General features: G+C 61.9%; 18 protein-coding genes. 9 read left to right on the forward strand and 9 right to left on the reverse strand.

Annotated elements, in window-relative coordinates:
- Positions 1 to 223 precede the first annotated feature (223 nt).
- Both PQU92_RS18315 and PQU92_RS18320 read right to left on the reverse strand, forming a co-directional pair.
- The gene (locus PQU92_RS18315) at positions 224 to 655 is read right to left on the reverse strand and encodes a CBS domain-containing protein (RefSeq protein WP_272749745.1); all 432 of its coding nucleotides are present in this window, start codon (positions 653 to 655) and stop codon (positions 224 to 226) included.
- A 113-nt stretch (positions 656 to 768) separates the two neighbouring features.
- Positions 769 to 1,461 (reverse strand): rhomboid family intramembrane serine protease, encoded by a 693-nt coding sequence (locus tag PQU92_RS18320; protein WP_272749746.1) that lies wholly within the window; start codon positions 1,459 to 1,461, stop codon positions 769 to 771.
- A gap of 179 nt (positions 1,462 to 1,640) precedes the next feature.
- On the opposite strand from PQU92_RS18320, the gene hfaA reads away from it, so the two are divergent.
- The 4 genes from hfaA (at position 1,641) to PQU92_RS18340 (ending at position 7,595) form a co-directional block, all read left to right on the forward strand.
- Complete coding sequence (hfaA, locus tag PQU92_RS18325; RefSeq protein WP_272749747.1) at positions 1,641 to 2,093, forward strand: holdfast anchoring protein HfaA; 453 nt, start codon at positions 1,641 to 1,643, stop codon at positions 2,091 to 2,093.
- Position 2,094: 1 nt separating this feature from the next.
- Entirely contained in the window at positions 2,095 to 3,114 is a 1,020-nt protein-coding gene (gene hfaB, locus PQU92_RS18330) for a holdfast anchoring protein HfaB (protein WP_272749748.1), read from the forward strand.
- Complete coding sequence (gene hfaD, locus PQU92_RS18335) at positions 3,041 to 4,291, forward strand: holdfast anchor protein HfaD (protein ID WP_272749749.1); 1,251 nt, start codon at positions 3,041 to 3,043, stop codon at positions 4,289 to 4,291. Before hfaB ends, hfaD begins: the two co-directional genes overlap by 74 nt.
- A gap of 388 nt (positions 4,292 to 4,679) precedes the next feature.
- Entirely contained in the window at positions 4,680 to 7,595 is a 2,916-nt protein-coding gene (locus tag PQU92_RS18340; protein ID WP_272749750.1) for a M16 family metallopeptidase, read from the forward strand.
- 253 nt (positions 7,596 to 7,848) lie between these two features.
- Here PQU92_RS18340 and PQU92_RS18345 read toward each other — a convergent pair whose 3' ends face one another.
- Positions 7,849 to 8,700 (reverse strand): hypothetical protein, encoded by an 852-nt coding sequence (locus PQU92_RS18345; protein ID WP_272749751.1) that lies wholly within the window; start codon positions 8,698 to 8,700, stop codon positions 7,849 to 7,851.
- Between the two features lie 264 nt (positions 8,701 to 8,964).
- On the opposite strand from PQU92_RS18345, the gene PQU92_RS18350 reads away from it, so the two are divergent.
- A complete protein-coding gene (locus PQU92_RS18350; RefSeq protein ID WP_272749752.1) occupies positions 8,965 to 9,549 on the forward strand; it encodes a PAS domain-containing protein in 585 nt (194 codons plus the stop codon).
- 70 nt (positions 9,550 to 9,619) lie between these two features.
- Positions 9,620 to 10,378, forward strand: a complete 759-nt coding sequence (gene ppk2 / locus PQU92_RS18355; RefSeq protein ID WP_272749753.1) for a polyphosphate kinase 2 — start codon at positions 9,620 to 9,622, stop codon at positions 10,376 to 10,378.
- A gap of 3 nt (positions 10,379 to 10,381) precedes the next feature.
- On the opposite strand, the gene PQU92_RS18360 is transcribed toward ppk2, so the two are convergent.
- Both PQU92_RS18360 and PQU92_RS18365 read right to left on the reverse strand, forming a co-directional pair.
- Positions 10,382 to 10,849 (reverse strand): VOC family protein, encoded by a 468-nt coding sequence (locus tag PQU92_RS18360; protein ID WP_272749754.1) that lies wholly within the window; start codon positions 10,847 to 10,849, stop codon positions 10,382 to 10,384.
- 21 nt (positions 10,850 to 10,870) lie between these two features.
- On the reverse strand, positions 10,871 to 11,086 hold the full coding sequence (locus PQU92_RS18365; protein ID WP_023462881.1) for a zinc-finger domain-containing protein: 216 nt from the start codon (positions 11,084 to 11,086) through the stop codon (positions 10,871 to 10,873).
- Positions 11,087 to 11,375: 289 nt separating this feature from the next.
- Between PQU92_RS18365 and PQU92_RS18370 the strand changes: the two genes are divergently transcribed.
- On the forward strand, positions 11,376 to 12,665 hold the full coding sequence (locus PQU92_RS18370; protein ID WP_272749755.1) for an MFS transporter: 1,290 nt from the start codon (positions 11,376 to 11,378) through the stop codon (positions 12,663 to 12,665).
- Positions 12,666 to 12,821: 156 nt separating this feature from the next.
- Here the strand turns inward: PQU92_RS18370 and aceB are convergent, their stop codons facing one another.
- The 4 genes from aceB to PQU92_RS18390 all read right to left on the reverse strand — a co-directional run bounded on the left by aceB (position 12,822) and on the right by PQU92_RS18390 (position 16,353).
- Positions 12,822 to 14,420 carry a malate synthase A gene (gene aceB, locus PQU92_RS18375; RefSeq protein WP_272749756.1) on the reverse strand — a complete coding sequence of 533 codons (1,599 nt, stop codon included), beginning with the start codon at positions 14,418 to 14,420 and terminating at the stop codon, positions 12,822 to 12,824.
- A 113-nt stretch (positions 14,421 to 14,533) separates the two neighbouring features.
- Positions 14,534 to 14,743 (reverse strand): hypothetical protein, encoded by a 210-nt coding sequence (locus PQU92_RS18380; protein ID WP_272749757.1) that lies wholly within the window; start codon positions 14,741 to 14,743, stop codon positions 14,534 to 14,536.
- A 12-nt stretch (positions 14,744 to 14,755) separates the two neighbouring features.
- Positions 14,756 to 16,039 carry an isocitrate lyase gene (aceA, locus tag PQU92_RS18385; protein WP_272749758.1) on the reverse strand — a complete coding sequence of 428 codons (1,284 nt, stop codon included), beginning with the start codon at positions 16,037 to 16,039 and terminating at the stop codon, positions 14,756 to 14,758.
- Between the two features lie 131 nt (positions 16,040 to 16,170).
- Positions 16,171 to 16,353: a hypothetical protein gene (locus PQU92_RS18390; protein ID WP_272749759.1), complete on the reverse strand. Its 183-nt coding sequence runs from the start codon at positions 16,351 to 16,353 to the stop codon at positions 16,171 to 16,173.
- A gap of 177 nt (positions 16,354 to 16,530) precedes the next feature.
- On the opposite strand from PQU92_RS18390, the gene PQU92_RS18395 reads away from it, so the two are divergent.
- Positions 16,531 to 16,968 (forward strand): T6SS immunity protein Tdi1 domain-containing protein, encoded by a 438-nt coding sequence (locus tag PQU92_RS18395; protein ID WP_272749760.1) that lies wholly within the window; start codon positions 16,531 to 16,533, stop codon positions 16,966 to 16,968.
- Positions 16,968 to 18,386: a helix-turn-helix domain-containing protein gene (locus tag PQU92_RS18400; RefSeq protein WP_272749761.1), complete on the forward strand. Its 1,419-nt coding sequence runs from the start codon at positions 16,968 to 16,970 to the stop codon at positions 18,384 to 18,386. The genes PQU92_RS18395 and PQU92_RS18400 overlap by 1 nt, the downstream gene beginning before the upstream one ends.
- Positions 18,387 to 18,683 lie beyond the last annotated feature (297 nt).

The raw sequence follows: 18,683 nt of genomic DNA on the forward strand, positions 1-18,683 counted from the left end.
GCCAGCCTATTCAGGCCATTTTAAAAGGATGACTGACTGAGCAAACCCTTGTGTGCCTTCGGTTTCAACAACCGCCGGCGGGTGCGCCCCGTCGAGGTGCGGCTTATAGACAATCCTTCCCGCCCAGCGCAACACCTATTTTTAAAAAATTCACACTTATCCCCGGAATCGCCAAAACAGGCGTTTCGGGGATATTATGTGCCTTAGGAGTGCCGCCGGCGACTCAGCCCGCCGCGATATAGGCCTTGAGCGTCTGGGCTTCGTGTTCGGCCTGAGCGATCTTGGACTTCACCAGATCCCCTATAGAGATGATGCCGGTCAGCTTTTGACCTTCCATTACCGGCAGGTGCCGGATACGGCGATCGGTCATCAGCTCCAGCAGGGAGTCGACCGTCTGCCCCAGGCGCGCCACGATGACGTCCTTCGTCATGATCTCCTCGGTGCGCATATCGAGCGACCGCGCACCGACGCGGGCCAGCGCCCCTATGATGTCGCGCTCGGAGACGATACCGACCACACGCCCCAGACTGTCGGACACCACGAAGGCCCCGACCTTGCGCGTATGCAGCAGGGCGGACACCGCCGCCACGGTATCGTCGGGGGACACGGTAAAGACCTGATGCCCCTTGGCGTTCAGCAATTGATTGATCAGCACGACCCTCTCCCTATGGCCAATCCGCATCTTCGGCGGAAGGGAACAGAGTTATGCGAGGCGTCGCGCATGGCAAGGCTTATATTTGACCCTGCCGTCAAATATACGTGAGGTCGTTAGTTAACGGGTGTGCGAAAAAAGCGCGGCCGGAACAGCCGCATCCAGACGCCGATACTGAGCAGGCCGAGCGCGTAACCGATCAGATGGACCTCCCACGCGATGGGCCCCTCGCCCGGCACCAGGCTGACAAAGGCGGACAAGGCATTGATAATCAGCCAGGCCAGGCTCATCCCGACGACACGCTTATCGGTGACCGGCAGAATATAGCCCGGCCCCAGCCGGATCGCCGCGCCCATCAGCCCGGAGATCGCCCCTGACGCCCCGATCAGCAACACGTTGCGGTCAGGGAAGACAAGGCAATAGATCAGCCCGGCCAGCCCCCCGCACAGCAGGTAATATATATAGAAGAGCACCGCCCCTCTGAAATGGGTGCCAAAGACGCGCGCCACGCCGCTGGCGAAGGCCAGTCCGAACAGGGCATTGAACCCGGCGTGGGTCCAACTGCCGTGTAGGAACATCGTCGTGACCAGCGTGTCGTAGGCCCCTTGCGAAAACAACAGCGTCGGATTCAAGCCAAAGGCGTATTGAATCATGCCGCGTGTATCGAAATGAGACTGTAAGGCGTAAAGTGCCAAAATGAGCCCACTGAGGACCACGGCGGGCCACGGCGCGGTGAACAGAGGTTCTTTGTAGGGCTCGTTTTTCATTTCCATCACGACATAGTCCGCCCGCATTAAGGTAAACCGCATCCGATTACCGCCGAAAGCGTGGCCCAAAGCGCACGAATTGCGCCTTAAACCCTTATTTTTAATCCATTTACCTCTTTTTCCGGCGAAATATACCTAATTTTTAAGGTTCATGGCGACATTGGCATCCTAATTGCTTTTCCCCTCCCGAGTGAAGGGCGAAAGCCTGACAGGAGACCCTCATGTCGTTCAACATTTATGCGGTGACTGCGTTCGGCGCGTTAAGCCTTATCGGCGGGGCCGCCTCGGCCCAGACGATGAGCACGACCTCGACCGGCTTCGAGACCGGCTATGGCCGCACCCGCGGTCAGGAAGAACAGGCCGTCAACGTCTCGACGCGCGACGCCAACGGCAACCGCGTCCTGCTGGACGGCGTGATCGTCACGGGTTCGGACAACAGCGTCTATTCGCAGTCCAAGACCTATGGCGCCGGCGATAGCTATTCCGGTGCCGGGGCTCTGGGGGGCGCGACCGCCATCGGCAACAATCTCTCGGTCACGGTCAGCGGCAACTACAACACCGTGATCGTCAATTCGACCCAGATCAACAACGGCAACATCACGGCTACCAACGGCACCAAGACCGCCACGGCGGGCACCGAAACGGACATCACAGGAAATCTCAATGGCTTCTGATATGAAGAAATCTAATCGCCGCCTCCGCGCCATCAGCCTGATCGCGCTGGCCGCGGGCGCCATGACCCTGTCGGCCTGCGTGTCGCCGGTCGCCGGTCCGTCGGGCGTCTATGCCAAGCCGATCGGCAATGCGCCGGTCACCGCCAACCCGACCGCCTATTCGGACGCGCTGGTGTGCATGGGCTCCTATGCCCGCAAGCACAACCTCGCCTCGCCGCGCATGGCCGTCGGTCGTATCTCGGACTACACCGGCAAGGTGGAATACGAAGGCGGCCGCAAGATCACCCAGGGCGCGTCGCTGATGGCGATGACGGCTCTGGCGAAATCCGGCGCCCGTCAGGTCGAGCGTTTCGACACGTCGGTGTCGGAGCTTGAGCTGAAATACGCCAACAACAAGCTGATCACCGACAATGAGACGGCCAATCCGACCGAAGCGGGCGATTACCGCAAGATCATGGCGGGCCAGATCGCCGGTTCCGACTTCCACATCGTCGGCGGCATTACCGAGCTGAACTACAATATCCGTTCGTCGGGCATCGACGCCTATGTCGGCGACACCGATGCGCAGGACACCAAGGGCATCGTCAACGGCCGCCTCTATGTGATGAACGTCGCGCTGGACCTGCGTCTGGTCGACACCCGCACGCTGGAAGTGGTCGACGTCATCTCCTACCAGAAGCAGATCATCGGCCGCGAAATCAAGGCGGGCGTGTTCGACTTCTTCAACGGCAACATCTTCGACGTTTCGGCGGGCGAAGGCGGGCTTGAGCCCATGCAGCTGGCCGTGCGCGCCCTCATCGAGCGCGCCACGCTGGAATTCATGGCCAATCTCTACGGCGTTTCGGGCCCGGACATCTGCCTGAACCCGAAAGACGACTTCCTCAACGACGCCACGCTGGGCAAGACCGGCGGTTTCACCCCGGCCTACGACAATCTGGAGACCAACAATGCGGGTACGCGCGAAGATCCTAGCCGCTGGCACAATACTAGCAACCGCAGCTCTGGCAACGGCCGCTACTAGTCAGTCACTGGACATCACCAACACTCAGGTGCAGCTGGGCGACGTCTTTTCGACCCAGACCCTGAATGTGGTCGAGAACTACGACGTGCTGAAGGTCGAGACCTCGGCGCACGGCAACGGCATGGCCGGTGGCAACAAGGCGGTGGACGCCACCCTGTCGTCTAACCAGACCCTGAGCGGCAATGTCGTCTCGTCGGCCACCGTCAACGGTACGGCGGCGGCAGAAGACTACCGCAAGTCGCTGGGCACGCCGCTGTACATCACCGGCCAGGCCGTCGGCAATTACGGCGCGTTCACGACCGAGGACGGCAAGCTGGTGTCGAACACCAACCAGGCCGCCGGGGCCGTCAATGTTCACGCCGACAATCAGGTCAACTCGCCCAACAACTCGATCTACGATTCGGGCGAGATCAATTCGGTCGCCGTCGTCAACCATCAGGCCTATCAGGTGACCAATGGTCGCCTCGAAGCCACCGCCGCGCAGGACTCGCAGGCCGAGGCCCGCGCCCGCACCGGCGTCGTGCTGCACTATTCGCCGTCGCCGAACCTCTATACGGCCACGGCGCAGAACAACTATTACGGTTCCAACTCGACCGATCGCGGGTCGCAGGAACACGTGGTGACGCAGAACGTGACCGGGCGCACTGAGTCCTACGTCTCGGCCAATGCGGGCAATGCCTGGAACATGGCCACGCAGTCGGACGCGTCGGCCAATACGATCAGCCTGTACAATACCGGCGGGTCGCTGGTCACGGCGACGGATCAGACCAACCGCGGTCAGGTTCAGGCCCAGAGCGTGCTGACGGCCTATGAGTACGGCGAGGCTCACTCGTCCGCTTCGGGCGTCGGCAACAATATGGTCGCGGGCAACAACGACAAGTACGTCAATATCGACGTCGGTCAGTTCAATGCCGGTCCGATCGACGTGCAGGCCAGCTTCGAAGGCCACGATGGCTATGATGCCTATGTGTCGTCGGAAGCGACCGGCAATTCGGCCTACGCCTATGCCTGTTCGGAATGTCAGGCCGATATGACGGTCAAGGGCACGCAGATCAACAATGCCGATGTCTCGGCCACGAGCAACGTCAATATCACGGGCTCCGGCCGCGCGATCGTGTCGTCGGCCAAGGCGATCGGCAATACGGCGACCTACTACGTGTCGGGCAACGGCAAGTAAGCGGTTCAACCGGTTCAGACTATCGCAAAGCCCCTTCCGGCGACGGAGGGGGCTTTTCGTTACATCCTTCCCCGTTACGGGACCCAAAACGATTAAATCCTTCCCCGTTTACGGGGAAGGTGGCGCTGAGCGCAGCGAAGTGACGGAAGGGGGAAAGCGGTGTTTCAAAACCCACCGCCAGTGTTTGTGTTGCCTACCATCTCCCCCTTCCGTCAGCCCAGCCTTTCGGCTGTTCTGCCACCTTCCCCGTAAACGGGGAAGGATGTTTAAGGCTCTGGCCCCGTAAACGGGGAAGGATTTGGCGATCACATTAACGTTTCGTAACTTTATTCAGATCGTAAATTTTGAAATGGTCCTGTCCAGATCAATCTCAAAGGGCGACCCTTTCATGTTTTCGCGCAAGAACCTCCTGTCGGCATTTGTTGTCGCGGCCTTGTCCACCACGGCCCTGACGCCGCTGGCCTCCGTCGCCGTGGCGGCCGAAGCCGCCGCCCCCGCCATCCTGCCCGGCGCGGTCGAGTTCGCCCAGGCCCATTCGGACATCAAGCCCGACGCCCAGGCGCGCTATGGCCGACTTCCGAACGGCCTGACCTATATCATCTATCCGAACAAGACCCCGCCGGGCGTCGTGTCCCTGCGCATGCGTTTCGCCACCGGCTCGATGATGGAATCCGAAGCCCAGCTCGGCCTCGCCCACTTCCTTGAGCACATGGCCTTCAACGGCTCCAAGAACGTGCCCGAAGGCGACATGGTCAAGATCCTTGAGCGTCACGGCCTGAAATTCGGCCCGGACACCAACGCCTACACCTCGTTCGACGAGACGGTCTATATGCTGGACCTGCCGAAGAACGACGAGGAAATCATCGACACCGGCCTGTTCCTGTTCCGCGAGACCGCCGGTAACCTGACGCTGGACCCCAAGGCCATCGACAAGGAACGCGGCGTGGTACTCGGCGAAGAGCGCGCCCGCAACTCGCCGGGTCTGCGCGCCTATATCGGCTGGGCCAAGGCCGCCTTCCCCGGCCAGCTCTATGGCGAGCGCCTGCCGATCGGCTCGACCAAGATCATCGCCGAAGCCCCGGCTCAGGCCTTTGTCGACTATTATAACGACTTCTACCGCCCGGAACTGACCACGATCATCGTGGCGGGCGACATCGATGCCGACCAGATCGAGGCCAAGATCAAGGCGAAGTTCTCGGACCTCACCCCGCGCTCCAAGCGCCCGCTGGACAAGCTGAGCTTCGGCACCTACGGCCCGCAAAAGACCCTCAATGCCTATACCTATGCCGAGGCCGGCCTGAGCAACAGCCTTCAGGTGTCGTGGTTCAAGCCGTTTGACGATTCGTGGGAAACCGAAGCCTCGGATTTCACCGACATGCTCGACGACCTCGCCTTTGCCGTCGTCAATCAGCGTCTCGAACGTCTGGCCAAGTCGCCGGACTCGGCGTTTTCCGCCGCCTCGGTCGGCAATGGTACGATCACCCGCACCGCCGAAGCCATCGACCTCGACATCACGCCCAAGCCCGGCAAGGACAAGGAAGCCTATCAGCAGGCCCTGACCGTGGTGCGTCAGTTCGAGACCTATGGCGCCACCGACGAGGAAGTCGCCCGCGTCCTCGCCAACTGGACCGCCACTCAGGAAGCCGCCGCCAAGCGTGAAAAGACGCGCGACACCGGCAGCATCGTCAACCAGCTAGTCGGCACGCTGGGCGACAAGGAGGTCATGACCGCTCCGTCGCAGGATCTCGCCTTCTTCAACAAGATCAAGCCGCGCCTGACCACCGCCGCGGTGAGCGAACGCGCCAAGACCCTGTTCAGCGGCGACGGCCCGATGGTCGCGCACATGGCCAACGATCTGGGCGGTTTCGACAAGGCCGCACTTCTGGCGACCCATCAGACGCTTCTGGCGCAACAGGTCGACAAGCCCGCCACCACGGTCAAGAAGGCATGGCCTTATGAGACCTTCGGCAAGGCGCCCGCCGCCATCGTCAAGGAAACGGTGCTGGCCGACATCGGCGTCACGCAGCTGGTCTATGCCAACGGCGTGCGCGTCAATATCAAGCCGACCGATTTCAAGGACAACGAGGTTCTGGTCAATATCCGCTTCGACGGCGGCCTGACGACCATCGGTCAGGACAAGGGCGCCCTGATCAGCGCCGCCAACTGGACCGGCCTGCGCGAAGGCGGGCTGGGCAAGCTGGATTCCGAAGAAATCAAGGACACGCTGGCGGGCCGTCTGTTCGGCACCGGCTTCGGCATCGGCGACGAGGCCACCGTCCTGTCCGGCAGCACCACCCCCGACGATTTCGGCCTGCAGATGCAGGTGCTGACGGCCTTCACCACCGATCCGGGCTTCCGCGAAGCGGCGCTCGAACGCATCAAATCGCAGCTTCCGAACCTGTACCAGACCATCACTGCGACGCCGAGCGCGGTGTTCTCGACCAAGGGTCCGCGCATCCTGCGCAACGGCGACAAGCGTTTCGGCCTGCCCGAGCAGGACGCCGCCCTGGCGGTGAAGAACGACGAGATCAAGGCGCTGGTGTCGGGCATCCTGTCCAATGCCCCGATCGAAATCACCATCGTCGGCGACATCACGGTCGAGGACGTCAAAAAGGTGCTGGCCACCACCTTCGCCACCCTGCCCAAGCGCGCCGAGAAAATCACGCCGGTCAAGGGTGCCGACACCCTCACCTTCCCCAAAACCAACCTGCATCAGGTCCTGACGCACACGGGCCGCGCCGATCAGAACATTTCGTTCATCGCCTGGCCGACGACGGACTTCTTCGCCAACACGCAGGAAGCCCGCGCCACGGAACTGCTGGCCGAGGTGCTGACCCTGCGCCTGACCGAAGAGATCCGCGAAAAGCAGGGGGCCTCCTACGGCTCGTCCGCCGGCAGCACCATGTCGAGCACCTTCAAGGGCTTCGGCTACCTGTCGGCCTCGGCGACCGTGAAGCCCGAGGTGGACCAGACCTTCTTCGACTCGGTGATGGTGATCGCCGACGATCTGAAGGCCAAGCCGATCACCGAGGACGAACTGCTGCGCGCGCGCAAGCCGGTCCTCGACCGCTACGACGTGCAGGTCAAGACCAACGGCTACTGGATCGGCGCCCTGCCGGGCATTCAGGCCGATCCGCGCGATCTGGCGGCGATCCGCTCGCGCAAGGCGGAACTGCTCAAGGTGACTCCGGCGGATATCCAGACCGAGGCGAAGAAGTGGCTGGTCAAGGAAAAGGTCCTGCGCATCCAGGTGAAACCGGCGGACAAGCCGGCTGAGAAAGCGGCGGATAAGCCTGCGTCGTAAGTGAAAATCATACCTCCCCAGCAAGCTGGGGAGGTATAAGAAAACAAAAACCCCCGTCTCAGTCTGAGACGGGGGTTTTTTAGTCTGTAGCTGCGTTTCTGGTTTATCCCATTGGGCACATCTTCGTGCGGTAAGCCGCCGGGATGATGCGCCGAGAAGGATTGGCTCGCGAGACACGAAGCGCAGCGTACCTAAGTACGTGAGCATCGTATCGCAGCGAGACGGCCCTTCGCAGGCCGTCAGACCGGATGGCTTATTGTACGAAGCCGCCGACGCCGCCATCAAAGACCATCTGCGAGGAGTAGCTCGCCGACGATTGCTTCACGACTTCGCGCTGGGCCTGATAGTTTTCGGTGGTGACCAGGGTCAGGATCTTCACGCCGGCACCGAACTTGCGCAGGAGCGAGCGTTCGTTGCACTGACGCTCAGCGATCTGCACCTTGCAGGTGACGACGTTGCGGTCGTACCACAGGGCCTCGCCCTTGCGGCAGTCGTAGGACTTGCCGCCGTCGCGGGAGTCCTTGTCGGTCAGGGTATAGCGCATCTTGGTGCCCGCGATGCAGCGATAGACTTCGCCGGCATAGGCGCTGTTGACGTCCTTGGCACCGAAGACCTGCGAGGCCGGGTGCGGCACGCCCTTGTCGTCGATGCAGGCGGCTTCGATGATCATGATCTTGGTCAGCGAACGCGAGGCCGAATAGGATTCCATGGCGCGGACTTCGCCGCCTTCGACGTTGAGGCCCATGCTGGACGGGGTGCCCGGCGTCTGCGACCAGTTGCCGTAACCGCCGCCGTAATAGGTCGCGCCGGAGCCCGAACCGTTGAACGAACCCGGGCCGACATAGGCGTTGGCGCTGGCGCCCGCCTTGACGTTCACATTGACGTTGACATTGACATTGCCGTTGTGGCCGCCGCCGCATTGGCCACCACCGCCGCAACCGCCGCCGCCCGGCATGTTGGGCTTGCCCGGATGCGAAGGCGGGCTCGGCGGGGCGGGCGGCGAACAGCCGTTATTGCAACCGGCACCGGCGGCCGCCTGACCGGCCACTGCCAAAAGGCCAAGCCCGATCAGGGTGGCAAAAGTCTTTCCAGGCTTAACGCGCATTCAACGCTCCATATTTGATCCGGCGTCCCCGTAAGCGCAGCGCGCGGTCCGGTTTCGGCGGCAGGGTCTGTCATTTCTATAACAGGATGTCCCAAAACGTGCCGGTCTGGCACGGCGAACACCCGCTCGATGAGAGGTTCAGCAAGAACCATACCGGTGCAAACTTGCCGCATTATTAAGCGCAAACCCCTTTAGGCAAAGAATTTTCGCCTGAGACGCGTCTGGGGCCGGTTTCTTGCTCCGGGTTCGCCAAAGGAGACCGTCATGGCCCATAATAGCACAGCTCAGTTCCTCACCGCCTGGCGCGGCCTGCAAGATACGCCGCAGAAGGCCCCGGCCCGCGATGCCTTCGATCCGACGCGGATGAAGACCCTGATGCCGCAGATGCTGATGCTGGCGGCGGGCGACCATCGCACCGGCGGCTTCAACTTCCGTCTGGCGGGCGGCTTTATCGAGCAGCTTCACGGCCCCGGCCTGAAAGGCAGCGATTTCACGGCCCTGTTCGCCCCCGCCTTTCAGGCCCCGCTGATCGTGGCCCTGACCTCGGCCCGGCACCGCGAACAGCCGCTTCTGCTGTGTGTCACGACCGAGGTCGGGGACGACCTCCTCAGCGCTGAAATTCTGCTGACGCCGCTGCGTAATCAGGATGGCCTGATCGATCGCTTCGTCGGTCTATATCAACCGCTGGGGCCGCAGCCGGACGCTTTCCGCCTCGAAGCGCACTACGATACGAACCTGCCGCGCGCGGGCCGCCTCAGTCTCAAATCGGCACGCCTGCAAACGGCGGACGCCCCGGCCTTTCCGGCGCACCTGCGTCTGGTCAGTATCGAGGGCCGCCTGATCGCGTAAAGCGTGATCACGTCCCGGCTTGAACCCGGCGCCCGATCAGGTCATGTTTCCTGAACACAGGGAGACGCCTATGACCGACGACGACTACGAAGCCGAGCTGGCCCGCCTGCAGACCGCTCTGGTCGATGCCCAGATATGGTCGCAGGCCGAGGGCAAGAAGGTGTGCATCGTCTTCGAAGGCCGCGACTCCGCCGGCAAGGACGGCGTCATCAAGCGCATCACCGAGCACCTGTCGGTGCGCCAGACCCGCGTCATGGCCCTGCCCAAGCCGTCCGATCGCGAAAAGACGCAATGGTGGTTCCAGCGCTATGCCGCGCACCTGCCCGCCGCCGGAGAATGGGCGATCTTCAATCGCTCCTGGTACAATCGCGCGGGCGTCGAAAAGGTGATGGGCTTTTCCACACCGCACGAACAGGAGATTTTCCTGCGCGACGTGGCGTCGTTCGAATCCATGCTGGCCGACAGCGATATCGTCCTGATCAAGTTCTGGCTCGATATCTCGAAGGACGAGCAGAAGGAGCGGCTGGACGACCGGCGCTCTGACCCGCTGAAACGTCTGAAAGTGTCGCCGCTCGATGCCGTGGCACAGGAGAAATGGGACGCCTATTCGGCAGCGCGCGACGAGATGCTGCGTCGTTCGCACCACGCGACCGGTCACTGGACCTGCGTGAAGACCGACAAGAAGAAAAAGGCGCGGCTCAATACGATCCGCCACGTGCTGCACGCCATCGGCTGCCCGGACTATACGGTCAGCGTCGAGACGCCGGACCCCGAGGTCGTCTTTTCCTATGACGCCGTGATCGAAGGCAAACAGGCGCTGTTTAAATAGCGCCTACCAGCTCCCCACATTGGCCATGCTCAGCCACGGTTCCTGCGGTTCCTTCGGCGGGCCTTTTTGCAGCAGTTCGATGCTGATCCCGTCGGGCGAGCGCACAAAGGCCATATTGCCGTCGCGCGGTGGACGGTTGATGACCACGCCCATATCGCTCAGGTGCTGGCAGAGGCGGTAGATGTCGTCGACCTCATAGGCCAGATGCCCGAAATTGCGGGCATTGCCGTAGTCTTCGACGACGCCGTTCCCGTCCGGCCAGTTATAGGTCAGCTCGATATGCGGCGCGGCGCGATCGCCGCCATTGACGGTAGCCGTAGCCGAATCGAGCGGCGCGGCCAGAAAGACCAGCGTGAAGCGGCCCTTGTCCGACTCTTTGCGCCGGACCTCGAACAGGCCCAGCCCCTTGCAATAGAAGTCGAGCGAGGCATCGAGATCGGTCACCCGGATCATGGTGTGCAGGTAACGCATATCCAACCCTTCCAAAAGAGTTTAGTGCGCGCCTTCGGGACGCGGCGACGGATCGGCGTAGTCGTGCGCATGGTCCTTATGGACGAACTTGCGATCGCAATAGCCGCATTCGACTTCGCCCGAGGCGCCCAGTTCGAGATAGACCAGCGGATGGCCCAGCGCCCCGCCGCCGCCGTTGCAGGCGACCTTGTGACCTTCGACATAGATGACTTCGGGGGGCGGAATTTCGGTGCTCATTTGGGCCACGTTTTACTCGGTGTGGGTGTTGGTAAAAGCCTTACTGAAACCCGGCGCGGGCGTCAAATGCCAATCAAATAATCATACCTCCCCGCTGGCGGGGAGGGTGGCATCGCAGAGCGATGACGGGTGGGGTGGTCCTAGGTAGTTTCCCACAGACCATGGTCGTTGAAGCCTCAAATACACCCCACCTTCCGGCCTTCGGCCTCCCTCCTCCCCGCACTAAAGTGCAGGGAGGTATGAATGAGAGGCAATTGACCCACGACCGGCGTTATGTGAGGTTCAATCTATGCACAACACACCGAAAACCGAATGGGCACGGCTGAAATCGATCCTGGGGGGATCGGCGGGGAACCTTGTCGAATGGTACGACTGGTACACCTATTCGGCCTTTACGCTCTATTTCGCGCCGGTGTTTTTTCCTGAGTCCAGCCCGACGGCGCAGTTGCTCAATACTGCCGCCATCTTCGCCGTCGGCTTCCTGATGCGGCCCGTCGGCGGCTGGTGTCTGGGCGTCTTCGCCGACCGCTACGGACGCAAGGCCGCCCTCACCTTCTCAGTCTTATTGATGTGCTTCGGCTCGCTGATTATCGCCTGCGCGCCGGGCTATGCGACCATTGGCGTCGGCGCGCCGATCCTGCTCCTTTTCGCGCGTTTGCTTCAGGGCCTCAGCGTCGGCGGCGAATACGGCGCCAGCGCCACCTATCTCTCCGAAATGGCCGGGCAAAAGCGGCGCGGATTCTATTCGTCGTTTCAATATGTAACCCTGATCATGGGGCAGTTGCTGGCGCTGGCCGTACTGGTCGTCTTCCAGCAATTCCTGCTGACCGAGCAGCAACTGCACGACTGGGGCTGGCGCATCCCGTTCGTCATCGGCGCCGCACTGGCCGTCGCCGTGTTGTTCATCCGCCGCCATATCGAGGAAACGCCGTCGTTTCAGAACGCCGAGAAACTGGCCGGCAGCCGCGTCTGGCGGCTCTTGCGGCATCACCCGTGGGAGACGTTACAGGTCGTCGGCCTGACGCTCGGCGGCACGGTCGCCTTCTATACCTACACCACCTATATGCAGAAATTCATGGTCAATACGTCGGGCTGGACCAAGCCGCAGGCGACGCTGGTGTCGGCCGCCACCCTGTTCGTCTTCATGTGCTTACAGCCATTGTTCGGCGCCCTGTCGGATCGTGTAGGCCGCAAGCCCCTGCTGATCGGCTTTGGGGTTTTGGGGATGATCGCCACCGTGCCGATCATGACGGCCCTGGGTAGCGCGACCGGCTTCTGGCAAGGCTTTGCGCTGATCCTGACGGCGCTGATCATCGTCAGCGGCTACACCTCGATCAATGCCGTGGTGAAGGCCGAACTATTCCCGCCACACGTCCGGGCTTTGGGCGTCGCCCTGCCCTATGCCCTGGCCGTGTCGCTGTTCGGCGGGACGGCGGAATATGTGGCCCTGTGGCTGAAACAGGCCGGGGTCGAAAGCGCCTTCTTCTGGTACGTGTCGGGCTGTATCGGCGTATCGCTGCTGGTCTATGTGTTCACTCGGGATACCAAACACCACTCGGCGTTCAGGGGCGAAGATTAAACTCCCTCTCCCTGAGGGTATAGCGCCAGCGAAAGTATAGCTTTCGCCAGCGATGGGTGGCTGAGCTTGCGAAGCCGGGTGAGGGGAAAATGGCAGGACCGAGCGCGTCATAAACAGTTCCCCCTCACCCCAGCCCTCTCCCTCAGGGAGAGGGGGTTAAGTGAGCATCTCATAGGCCGGAACGGTGAGGAAATCCCCACACGCGTGGCTGAGGGTCATGGCCGTAAACAACCCGATGGCGTCCTCGAACCGGCCCTTGGTAAAGCCGTCACCCAGAACCTCGCGCAGTTTCGCCATCTCGTCGGCAATCAGCGCCTCGACCCGTTCGCGCGTCACCGTCGTGCCGTCCTCCAGCTTCGCCGCGTGGCGAATCCACTGCCAGACCTGTGTCCGCGAAATCTCGGCAGTCGCCGCGTCCTCCATCAGATTATACAGCGGCACCGCGCCCTTACCGCGCAGCCACGCCTCGATATATTGCACCCCGACGCGGATATTTTCGCGCAGGCCCGCTTCGGTCCGCGCCCCCTGATGGACGCGCAGCAGATCGGCCTGAGTCGTCACCACATCGTCGCGCGTGACATGGAGCTGGTTCGGCGTCGGCATCAGGCGGTCGAAGACCGCCATGGCCACCGGCACAAGGTCCGGATGCGCGACCCAGGTCCCGTCGTGACCATCCCCGGCCTCACGCTCCTTGTCGGCGCGGACGCGGGCAAAGGCCGCTTCGTTGGCCGCCGGATCGTTCTTGACCGGGATCTGCGCGGCCATGCCGCCCATGGCGAAGGCCCCCCGCCGATGGCAGGTTTTGATCAGTTCCCGCGAATAGGCGCGCAGGAAGGCGTCGCCCATGACCATCTTGGCGCGGTCCGGCGTGACGAACAGCGGATTTTCAGCAAAGGTCTTGATAAAGCTGAAAATATAGTCCCAGCGTCCGCAGTTCAGCCCTACGATATGGTCCTGCAATTCGTACAGGATTTCATCCATTTCAAACGCCGCCGGCAGGGTCTCGATCAGGACCGTGGCCTTGATCGTGCCACGCGGGATTTTCAAATAATCCTGCGCGAAGACGAAAACCTCGTTCCACAGGCGGGCCTCCAGATGCGACTCCATCTTGGGCAGGTAGAAATACGGCCCGGAACCGGCGGCCATAGCCAGCTTCGCCGAGTGGAACATGTAGAGGCCGAAATCAAACAGCGCGCCCGACATCGGTTCGTCATTGACGCGAACGTGGCGTTCTTCCAGCCGCCAGCCGCGCGGACGAACAATGAGGGTGGCGGGGGTGGCGGACAGACGGTAGGCCTTGCCCGACGCCGGATCGTCGAAGGACAGCGCCCCGGCCCAGCGGTCTTTCAGATTGATCTGACCGTCGATACAGTTCGGGAAGGTCGGCGCATTGGCGTCCTCGAAATCGGCCATGAAGACCTTGGCGCCGGAATTCAGCGCGTTGATGATCATCTTGCGATCGACCGGGCCGGTGATCTCGACGCGGCGGTCCCGCAGATCGGCGGGGATGGGACCGACGGTCCAGTCGCTTTGGCGGACGTGGCGGGTGTCCGGCAGGAAATCGGGCAGGATGCCAGAGTTGAACGTTTTCTGGCGCTCGCGACGGGCTTTCAGCCGCGCCTGACGTTGCGGCTCGAAACGGCGGTGCAGTTGCGCCAGAAAGGTCAGGGCCTCAGAGGTGAGGATGTCGCCCATGCGATCGGTGACGGGCGCGGTGATTTTTATATCAGGGGTCATCAGGGTATCGAGGGGCATGGACGGTCCTCCGGATGTAGCAGGTCTTCAAAAAGAAAAAAGCCCTCTCTGTTCTATGGGGGTGGCGAACAGAGAGGGCGATGGACGCGCGTCTTATCTATGGTGTCGCGCGTCTATTCGTAACCGTGGGCGGCCTCGTTGATGACGAGGGTCGGCATCTGCGAGAAGTCCACCGCGACCGGCTGGGCGGCCTTGAGCTGGAAGGTGCGGATGACGTGCTCCAGGCGGCGGCGCGTCTCGTGTGTCGCTTCGTTCATCGGATTCAGTTGCAGCGGGGCCAGACAAAAGTCGATGATGGCGTCGGGACGTGTGTACGTATTCATAGCAATCACTCCTTATTCAGCGGCCTCAAACTGGGCCGTTTCGGTGGACTCTTTCATGGCGGTCGTGGACGACTGCCCGTTGGTGATGGTCATGGCGACGGCGTCGAAATAGCCGGTCCCGACTTCGCGCTGGTGACGCGTGGCGGTATAGCCTGCCGCTTCGTTGGCGAATTCGCGCTGTTGCAGCTCCGAATAGGCCGCCATGCCGCGGTCGCGGTAACCCGAGGCCAGCTCGTACATGCCGTTGTTGAGCGAGTGGAACCCGGCCAGCGTGACGAACTGGAACTTGTAGCCCATGGCCCCCAGCTCGCGCTGAAACTTCGCGATGGTCGCCTCGTCCAGCTTGGCCTTCCAGTTGAAGGACGGCGAGCAGTTATAGGCCAGAAGCTTGCCCGGATGCCGCCTGTGCACGGCCTCGGCGAAGCGGCGCGCGTCGTCGAGATCGGGGTGCGAGGTCTCCCACCACAGCAGGTCGGCATAGTCCGCATAGGCCAGACCGCGCGCGATGCAATGATCGAGGCCGGTGCCGGGTTTGAGGCGGAAAAAGCCTTCCGGTGTGCGATTGTCGCGGTCGATGAACGGATGGTCGCGCTCATCGACGTCAGACGTGATCAGTTGCGCCGACTCGGCGTCGGTGCGGGCCACGGTCAGCGTCGGCACACCCATCACGTCGGCGGCGAGGCGCGCGGCGATCAGGTTGCGTTCGTGGGCCTGGGTCGGGATCAGCACCTTGCCACCGAGGTGGCCGCACTTCTTTTCCGAGGCCAGCTGGTCTTCGAAATGAACGCCGGAGGCGCCCGCCTCGATAAAGGCCTTCATGATCTCGAACGAGTTCAATGGCCCGCCGAAACCGGCTTCGGCATCGGCGACGATCGGGGCAAACCAGTCACGCTTGGCACCGCCTTCCGCGTGCTCGATCTGGTCGGCGCGCTGAAGGGTACGATTGATGCGGCGGCACAGTTCCGGCGCGGCATTGGCCGGGTAAAGCGACTGGTCAGGATACATGGCGGATGCCGTATTGGCATCGGCCGCGACCTGCCAGCCGCTGAGATAGATGGCCTTGAGGCCCGCACGGACCATCTGCATGGCCTGATTGCCGGTGACGGCGCCCAGCGCATTGATATAGGGCTCATCGTGCAGCAATTCCCACAGACGGTTGGCGCCGCGTTCGGCCAGGGTGTTTTGCAGAACGACCGAACCGCGCAGGCGCTCGACCTCCTGAGGGCTGTAGGGCCGGGTGATGCCGTCGAAACGGCCCGGCGGGGCATTGGGGACTAAGCGTTCGAAGGTGGTCATGGGAGGTGTCCTTTTCGGGGAGGAGGGACTTAGAGCACGTCCCGATCCGGTTGGATCGGCACCGCGCTCTAATCTTTTGTGTTGCCGCGCATTTGATTCCAAAAACCGTTGCACACTTTTTGGAATGCGCTCTAAGCGGTCTGGGTTTGCGGCTGCGCGGTCTGACGCAGACGATTCAGGTCTTCGCGGTGGGCCATGATGGCCGCTTGTCGCGACATGCCCGCGCCGCACAGGGCCAGCGAAGACATGTAGGCCGTGGCGAAGTCGAAGGGGCTCAGGGCCATCAGAGGTGTAGCGAAGGGTGAATTTGTCATAATATGTCTCCTTTCTGGCGGCGGTGGCCGCGGGTTGATGAGACGAGTAAAGCGCCAAATCAGAGGAAAAAATAGCTTTTGCGCCTGAATTGCCGCGTCAATTGGCAAAACGTGACATTGCTATTTTTGTAAAATTATGACTTAATGACTTAGCAAACCCCTGAATGAGATACCGACATGAGCCTGAACGACACAATTCAAAGCGAGTGGGGCTGGGTCGGGTTCGATATCGACCGCGTATTGATGCTCAATGCCTTTGGTAATGTGCTGTTTCTCAGCCAGGACGGCCAGTACTGGCGCATATGTCCCGAAGACCTTGGCTGTGAGATCGTTGCCACGACGGAGGCCGAATATCAGGCCTTGCTCGCAGACGAAGAGTTTCAGCTTGATTGGGAAATGGAGAAGCTGGTCGAGGTGGCGGTCGACACATGGGGCGCGTTGCCTGAAGGCTATTCCTATTGTTTCAAAATCTGGTCACCCTTGGGCGGGGAATATGCGCCTGACAATATTGGCATGGCACCGACCGCACAGGTCATAGGTGCGGCCGGAAATGTGGCGCTTCAGATCAAGGACCTGCCGGATGGCGCGGAAATTCAGGTGAAGGTCGTGGACTGATGTCCGAACTCGATCGCAAACTGTTCCTCGGCGGGCGCCTGAAACGCCTGAGGCACGACCTGAACCTCAGCCAAACGAAGATGGCCGAGGACCTTGGCGTGTCGGCCTCTTACCTCAACCATATCGAGCGCAATCAGCGCCCGGTCACGGCGCAGGTGCTGCTGAAACTGGCCGCGACCTACGACCTCGATATGCGCACCTTTACCTCGGACGCCGATCCGTCGGGCGAGGCCGACCTGACCGAGGTCTTGGCCGATCCGCTGTTCAAGGACCTGCGCGCGCCGAAACGCGAAATCGCCGATCTGGTCGCCGCCTCGCCGACCGTGGCCGAAGCCATGCTGCGGCTTTATCGCGCCTATAAGGAACGCCGGACGCGTGAGGTGATCGACCTCAGTTCGGCTGAAATCCTCAACGAACAGTCGCCGTCCGACTGGGTCCGCGATCAGATTCAGGCCGCGCACAACTTCTTCCCGGAGTTCGACGAACTGGGCGAGACACTGTTCGAAGCTTTGGGCGGCGATCCGCACACGCTGGAGGCCGCCGCCGAACGCAAGCTGCAAAGCGATTTCGGCATCGGGGTGCGGTTTATGCCGGCCTCGGTGATGCTGATCTATGAGCGGCGCTACGACCCGCACCGGCGCAGGCTGATGTTGTCGGAGTCCTTAAGCCCCTCATCGCGCGCCTTCGCCATCGTCTATCAACTGGCCCTGTCGCTGCACGGCGCGGACCTGAACGCCCGCGTCGAACGGGCGAAAGCGCCGGACCTGGCTTCCGGGCGGTTGTTTAAGATCGCCCTGCTCAACTATCTGACCGCCGCGACGCTCATGCCCTATGGGCGATTCCATGAGGCCGCTGAACAATGCGGCTACGACCTCGAACTGCTGCGCGCGCCGTTCGGCGTCAGCTTTGAACAGGCCGCCCACCGCCTGACCACCCTGTCGCGCCCCGGCCAACGCGGCGTGCCGTTCTTTTTGATGCGCATCGACTCGGCGGGCAATGTCTCGAAGCGCTTTGCGGGGGGCAAGTTTCCGTTTTCGCGCTTCGGCGGGGCCTGTCCGCGCTGGAACATCCATCAGGCGTTTCAGTCACCGGGCCGCGTCCTGACGCAGGTCATCGAAACGCCGGATAAGGCACGCTATTTCACCCTGTCGCGGACGCTGGACCGGGGTTTGCGCGGCTGGGATGGCGGGGCCTTTGCCGAACAGGCGCTGGGGCTGGGCTGCGAGCTGAAATACGCCGACAAGCTGGTCTATGCGCGTGGCCTCGACCTCACCAACCCTGCCGCCATCGAGGTCGGGCCGATGTGCCGCCTGTGCGAACGCCCCAATTGCGTCGAGCGCGCCGCCCCGCCGGTCACTCGCACCCTCTCGGTCGATGAATGGATCAAGAGCGCGACCGCCTATCCGTTTGCGGGGTAACATCCTCCCCGTTTACGGGGCCAAACCGCTTACATCCTTCCCCGTTTACGGGGAAGGTGGCAGGGCAGCCGTGAGGCTGAACTGACGAAAGGGGGAAGCCGTAGAATATCCCAAACGCCTGTCGTGTGCGTTGACACTGCGCTCCCCCTTCCGACGCCCAATCGCTTCGCGCTTGTTCGCCACCTTCCCCGTAAACGGGGAAGGATGTAAGCGTCTGTGGCCCGGCAAAGCTGGGCAGAAGTGAGGGTTTTACAACCGTACGACTTTGGCGGCTTGTGAAGCGGTCTCAGACGGCGT

The sequence above is a fragment of the Asticcacaulis aquaticus genome (assembly GCF_028550415.1).
Lineage (GTDB): Bacteria > Pseudomonadota > Alphaproteobacteria > Caulobacterales > Caulobacteraceae > Asticcacaulis > Asticcacaulis aquaticus.

What these genes read in the sequence shown, in the direction of transcription:
- PQU92_RS18320 (WP_272749746.1), bottom strand. Translation starts at nt 1,461, where the DNA reads ATGCGGTTTACCTTAATGCGGGCGGACTATGTCGTGATGGAAATGAAA.
- hfaA (WP_272749747.1), top strand. Translation starts at nt 1,641, where the DNA reads ATGTCGTTCAACATTTATGCGGTGACTGCGTTCGGCGCGTTAAGCCTT.
- hfaB (WP_272749748.1), top strand. Translation starts at nt 2,095, where the DNA reads ATGAAGAAATCTAATCGCCGCCTCCGCGCCATCAGCCTGATCGCGCTG.
- hfaD (WP_272749749.1), top strand. Translation starts at nt 3,041, where the DNA reads ATGCGGGTACGCGCGAAGATCCTAGCCGCTGGCACAATACTAGCAACC.
- PQU92_RS18340 (WP_272749750.1), top strand. Translation starts at nt 4,680, where the DNA reads ATGTTTTCGCGCAAGAACCTCCTGTCGGCATTTGTTGTCGCGGCCTTG.
- PQU92_RS18345 (WP_272749751.1), bottom strand. Translation starts at nt 8,700, where the DNA reads ATGCGCGTTAAGCCTGGAAAGACTTTTGCCACCCTGATCGGGCTTGGC.
- PQU92_RS18350 (WP_272749752.1), top strand. Translation starts at nt 8,965, where the DNA reads ATGGCCCATAATAGCACAGCTCAGTTCCTCACCGCCTGGCGCGGCCTG.
- ppk2 (WP_272749753.1), top strand. Translation starts at nt 9,620, where the DNA reads ATGACCGACGACGACTACGAAGCCGAGCTGGCCCGCCTGCAGACCGCT.
- PQU92_RS18360 (WP_272749754.1), bottom strand. Translation starts at nt 10,849, where the DNA reads ATGCGTTACCTGCACACCATGATCCGGGTGACCGATCTCGATGCCTCG.
- PQU92_RS18365 (WP_023462881.1), bottom strand. Translation starts at nt 11,086, where the DNA reads ATGAGCACCGAAATTCCGCCCCCCGAAGTCATCTATGTCGAAGGTCAC.
- PQU92_RS18370 (WP_272749755.1), top strand. Translation starts at nt 11,376, where the DNA reads ATGCACAACACACCGAAAACCGAATGGGCACGGCTGAAATCGATCCTG.
- aceB (WP_272749756.1), bottom strand. Translation starts at nt 14,420, where the DNA reads ATGCCCCTCGATACCCTGATGACCCCTGATATAAAAATCACCGCGCCC.
- PQU92_RS18380 (WP_272749757.1), bottom strand. Translation starts at nt 14,743, where the DNA reads ATGAATACGTACACACGTCCCGACGCCATCATCGACTTTTGTCTGGCC.
- aceA (WP_272749758.1), bottom strand. Translation starts at nt 16,039, where the DNA reads ATGACCACCTTCGAACGCTTAGTCCCCAATGCCCCGCCGGGCCGTTTC.
- PQU92_RS18390 (WP_272749759.1), bottom strand. Translation starts at nt 16,353, where the DNA reads ATGACAAATTCACCCTTCGCTACACCTCTGATGGCCCTGAGCCCCTTC.
- PQU92_RS18395 (WP_272749760.1), top strand. Translation starts at nt 16,531, where the DNA reads ATGAGCCTGAACGACACAATTCAAAGCGAGTGGGGCTGGGTCGGGTTC.
- PQU92_RS18400 (WP_272749761.1), top strand. Translation starts at nt 16,968, where the DNA reads ATGTCCGAACTCGATCGCAAACTGTTCCTCGGCGGGCGCCTGAAACGC.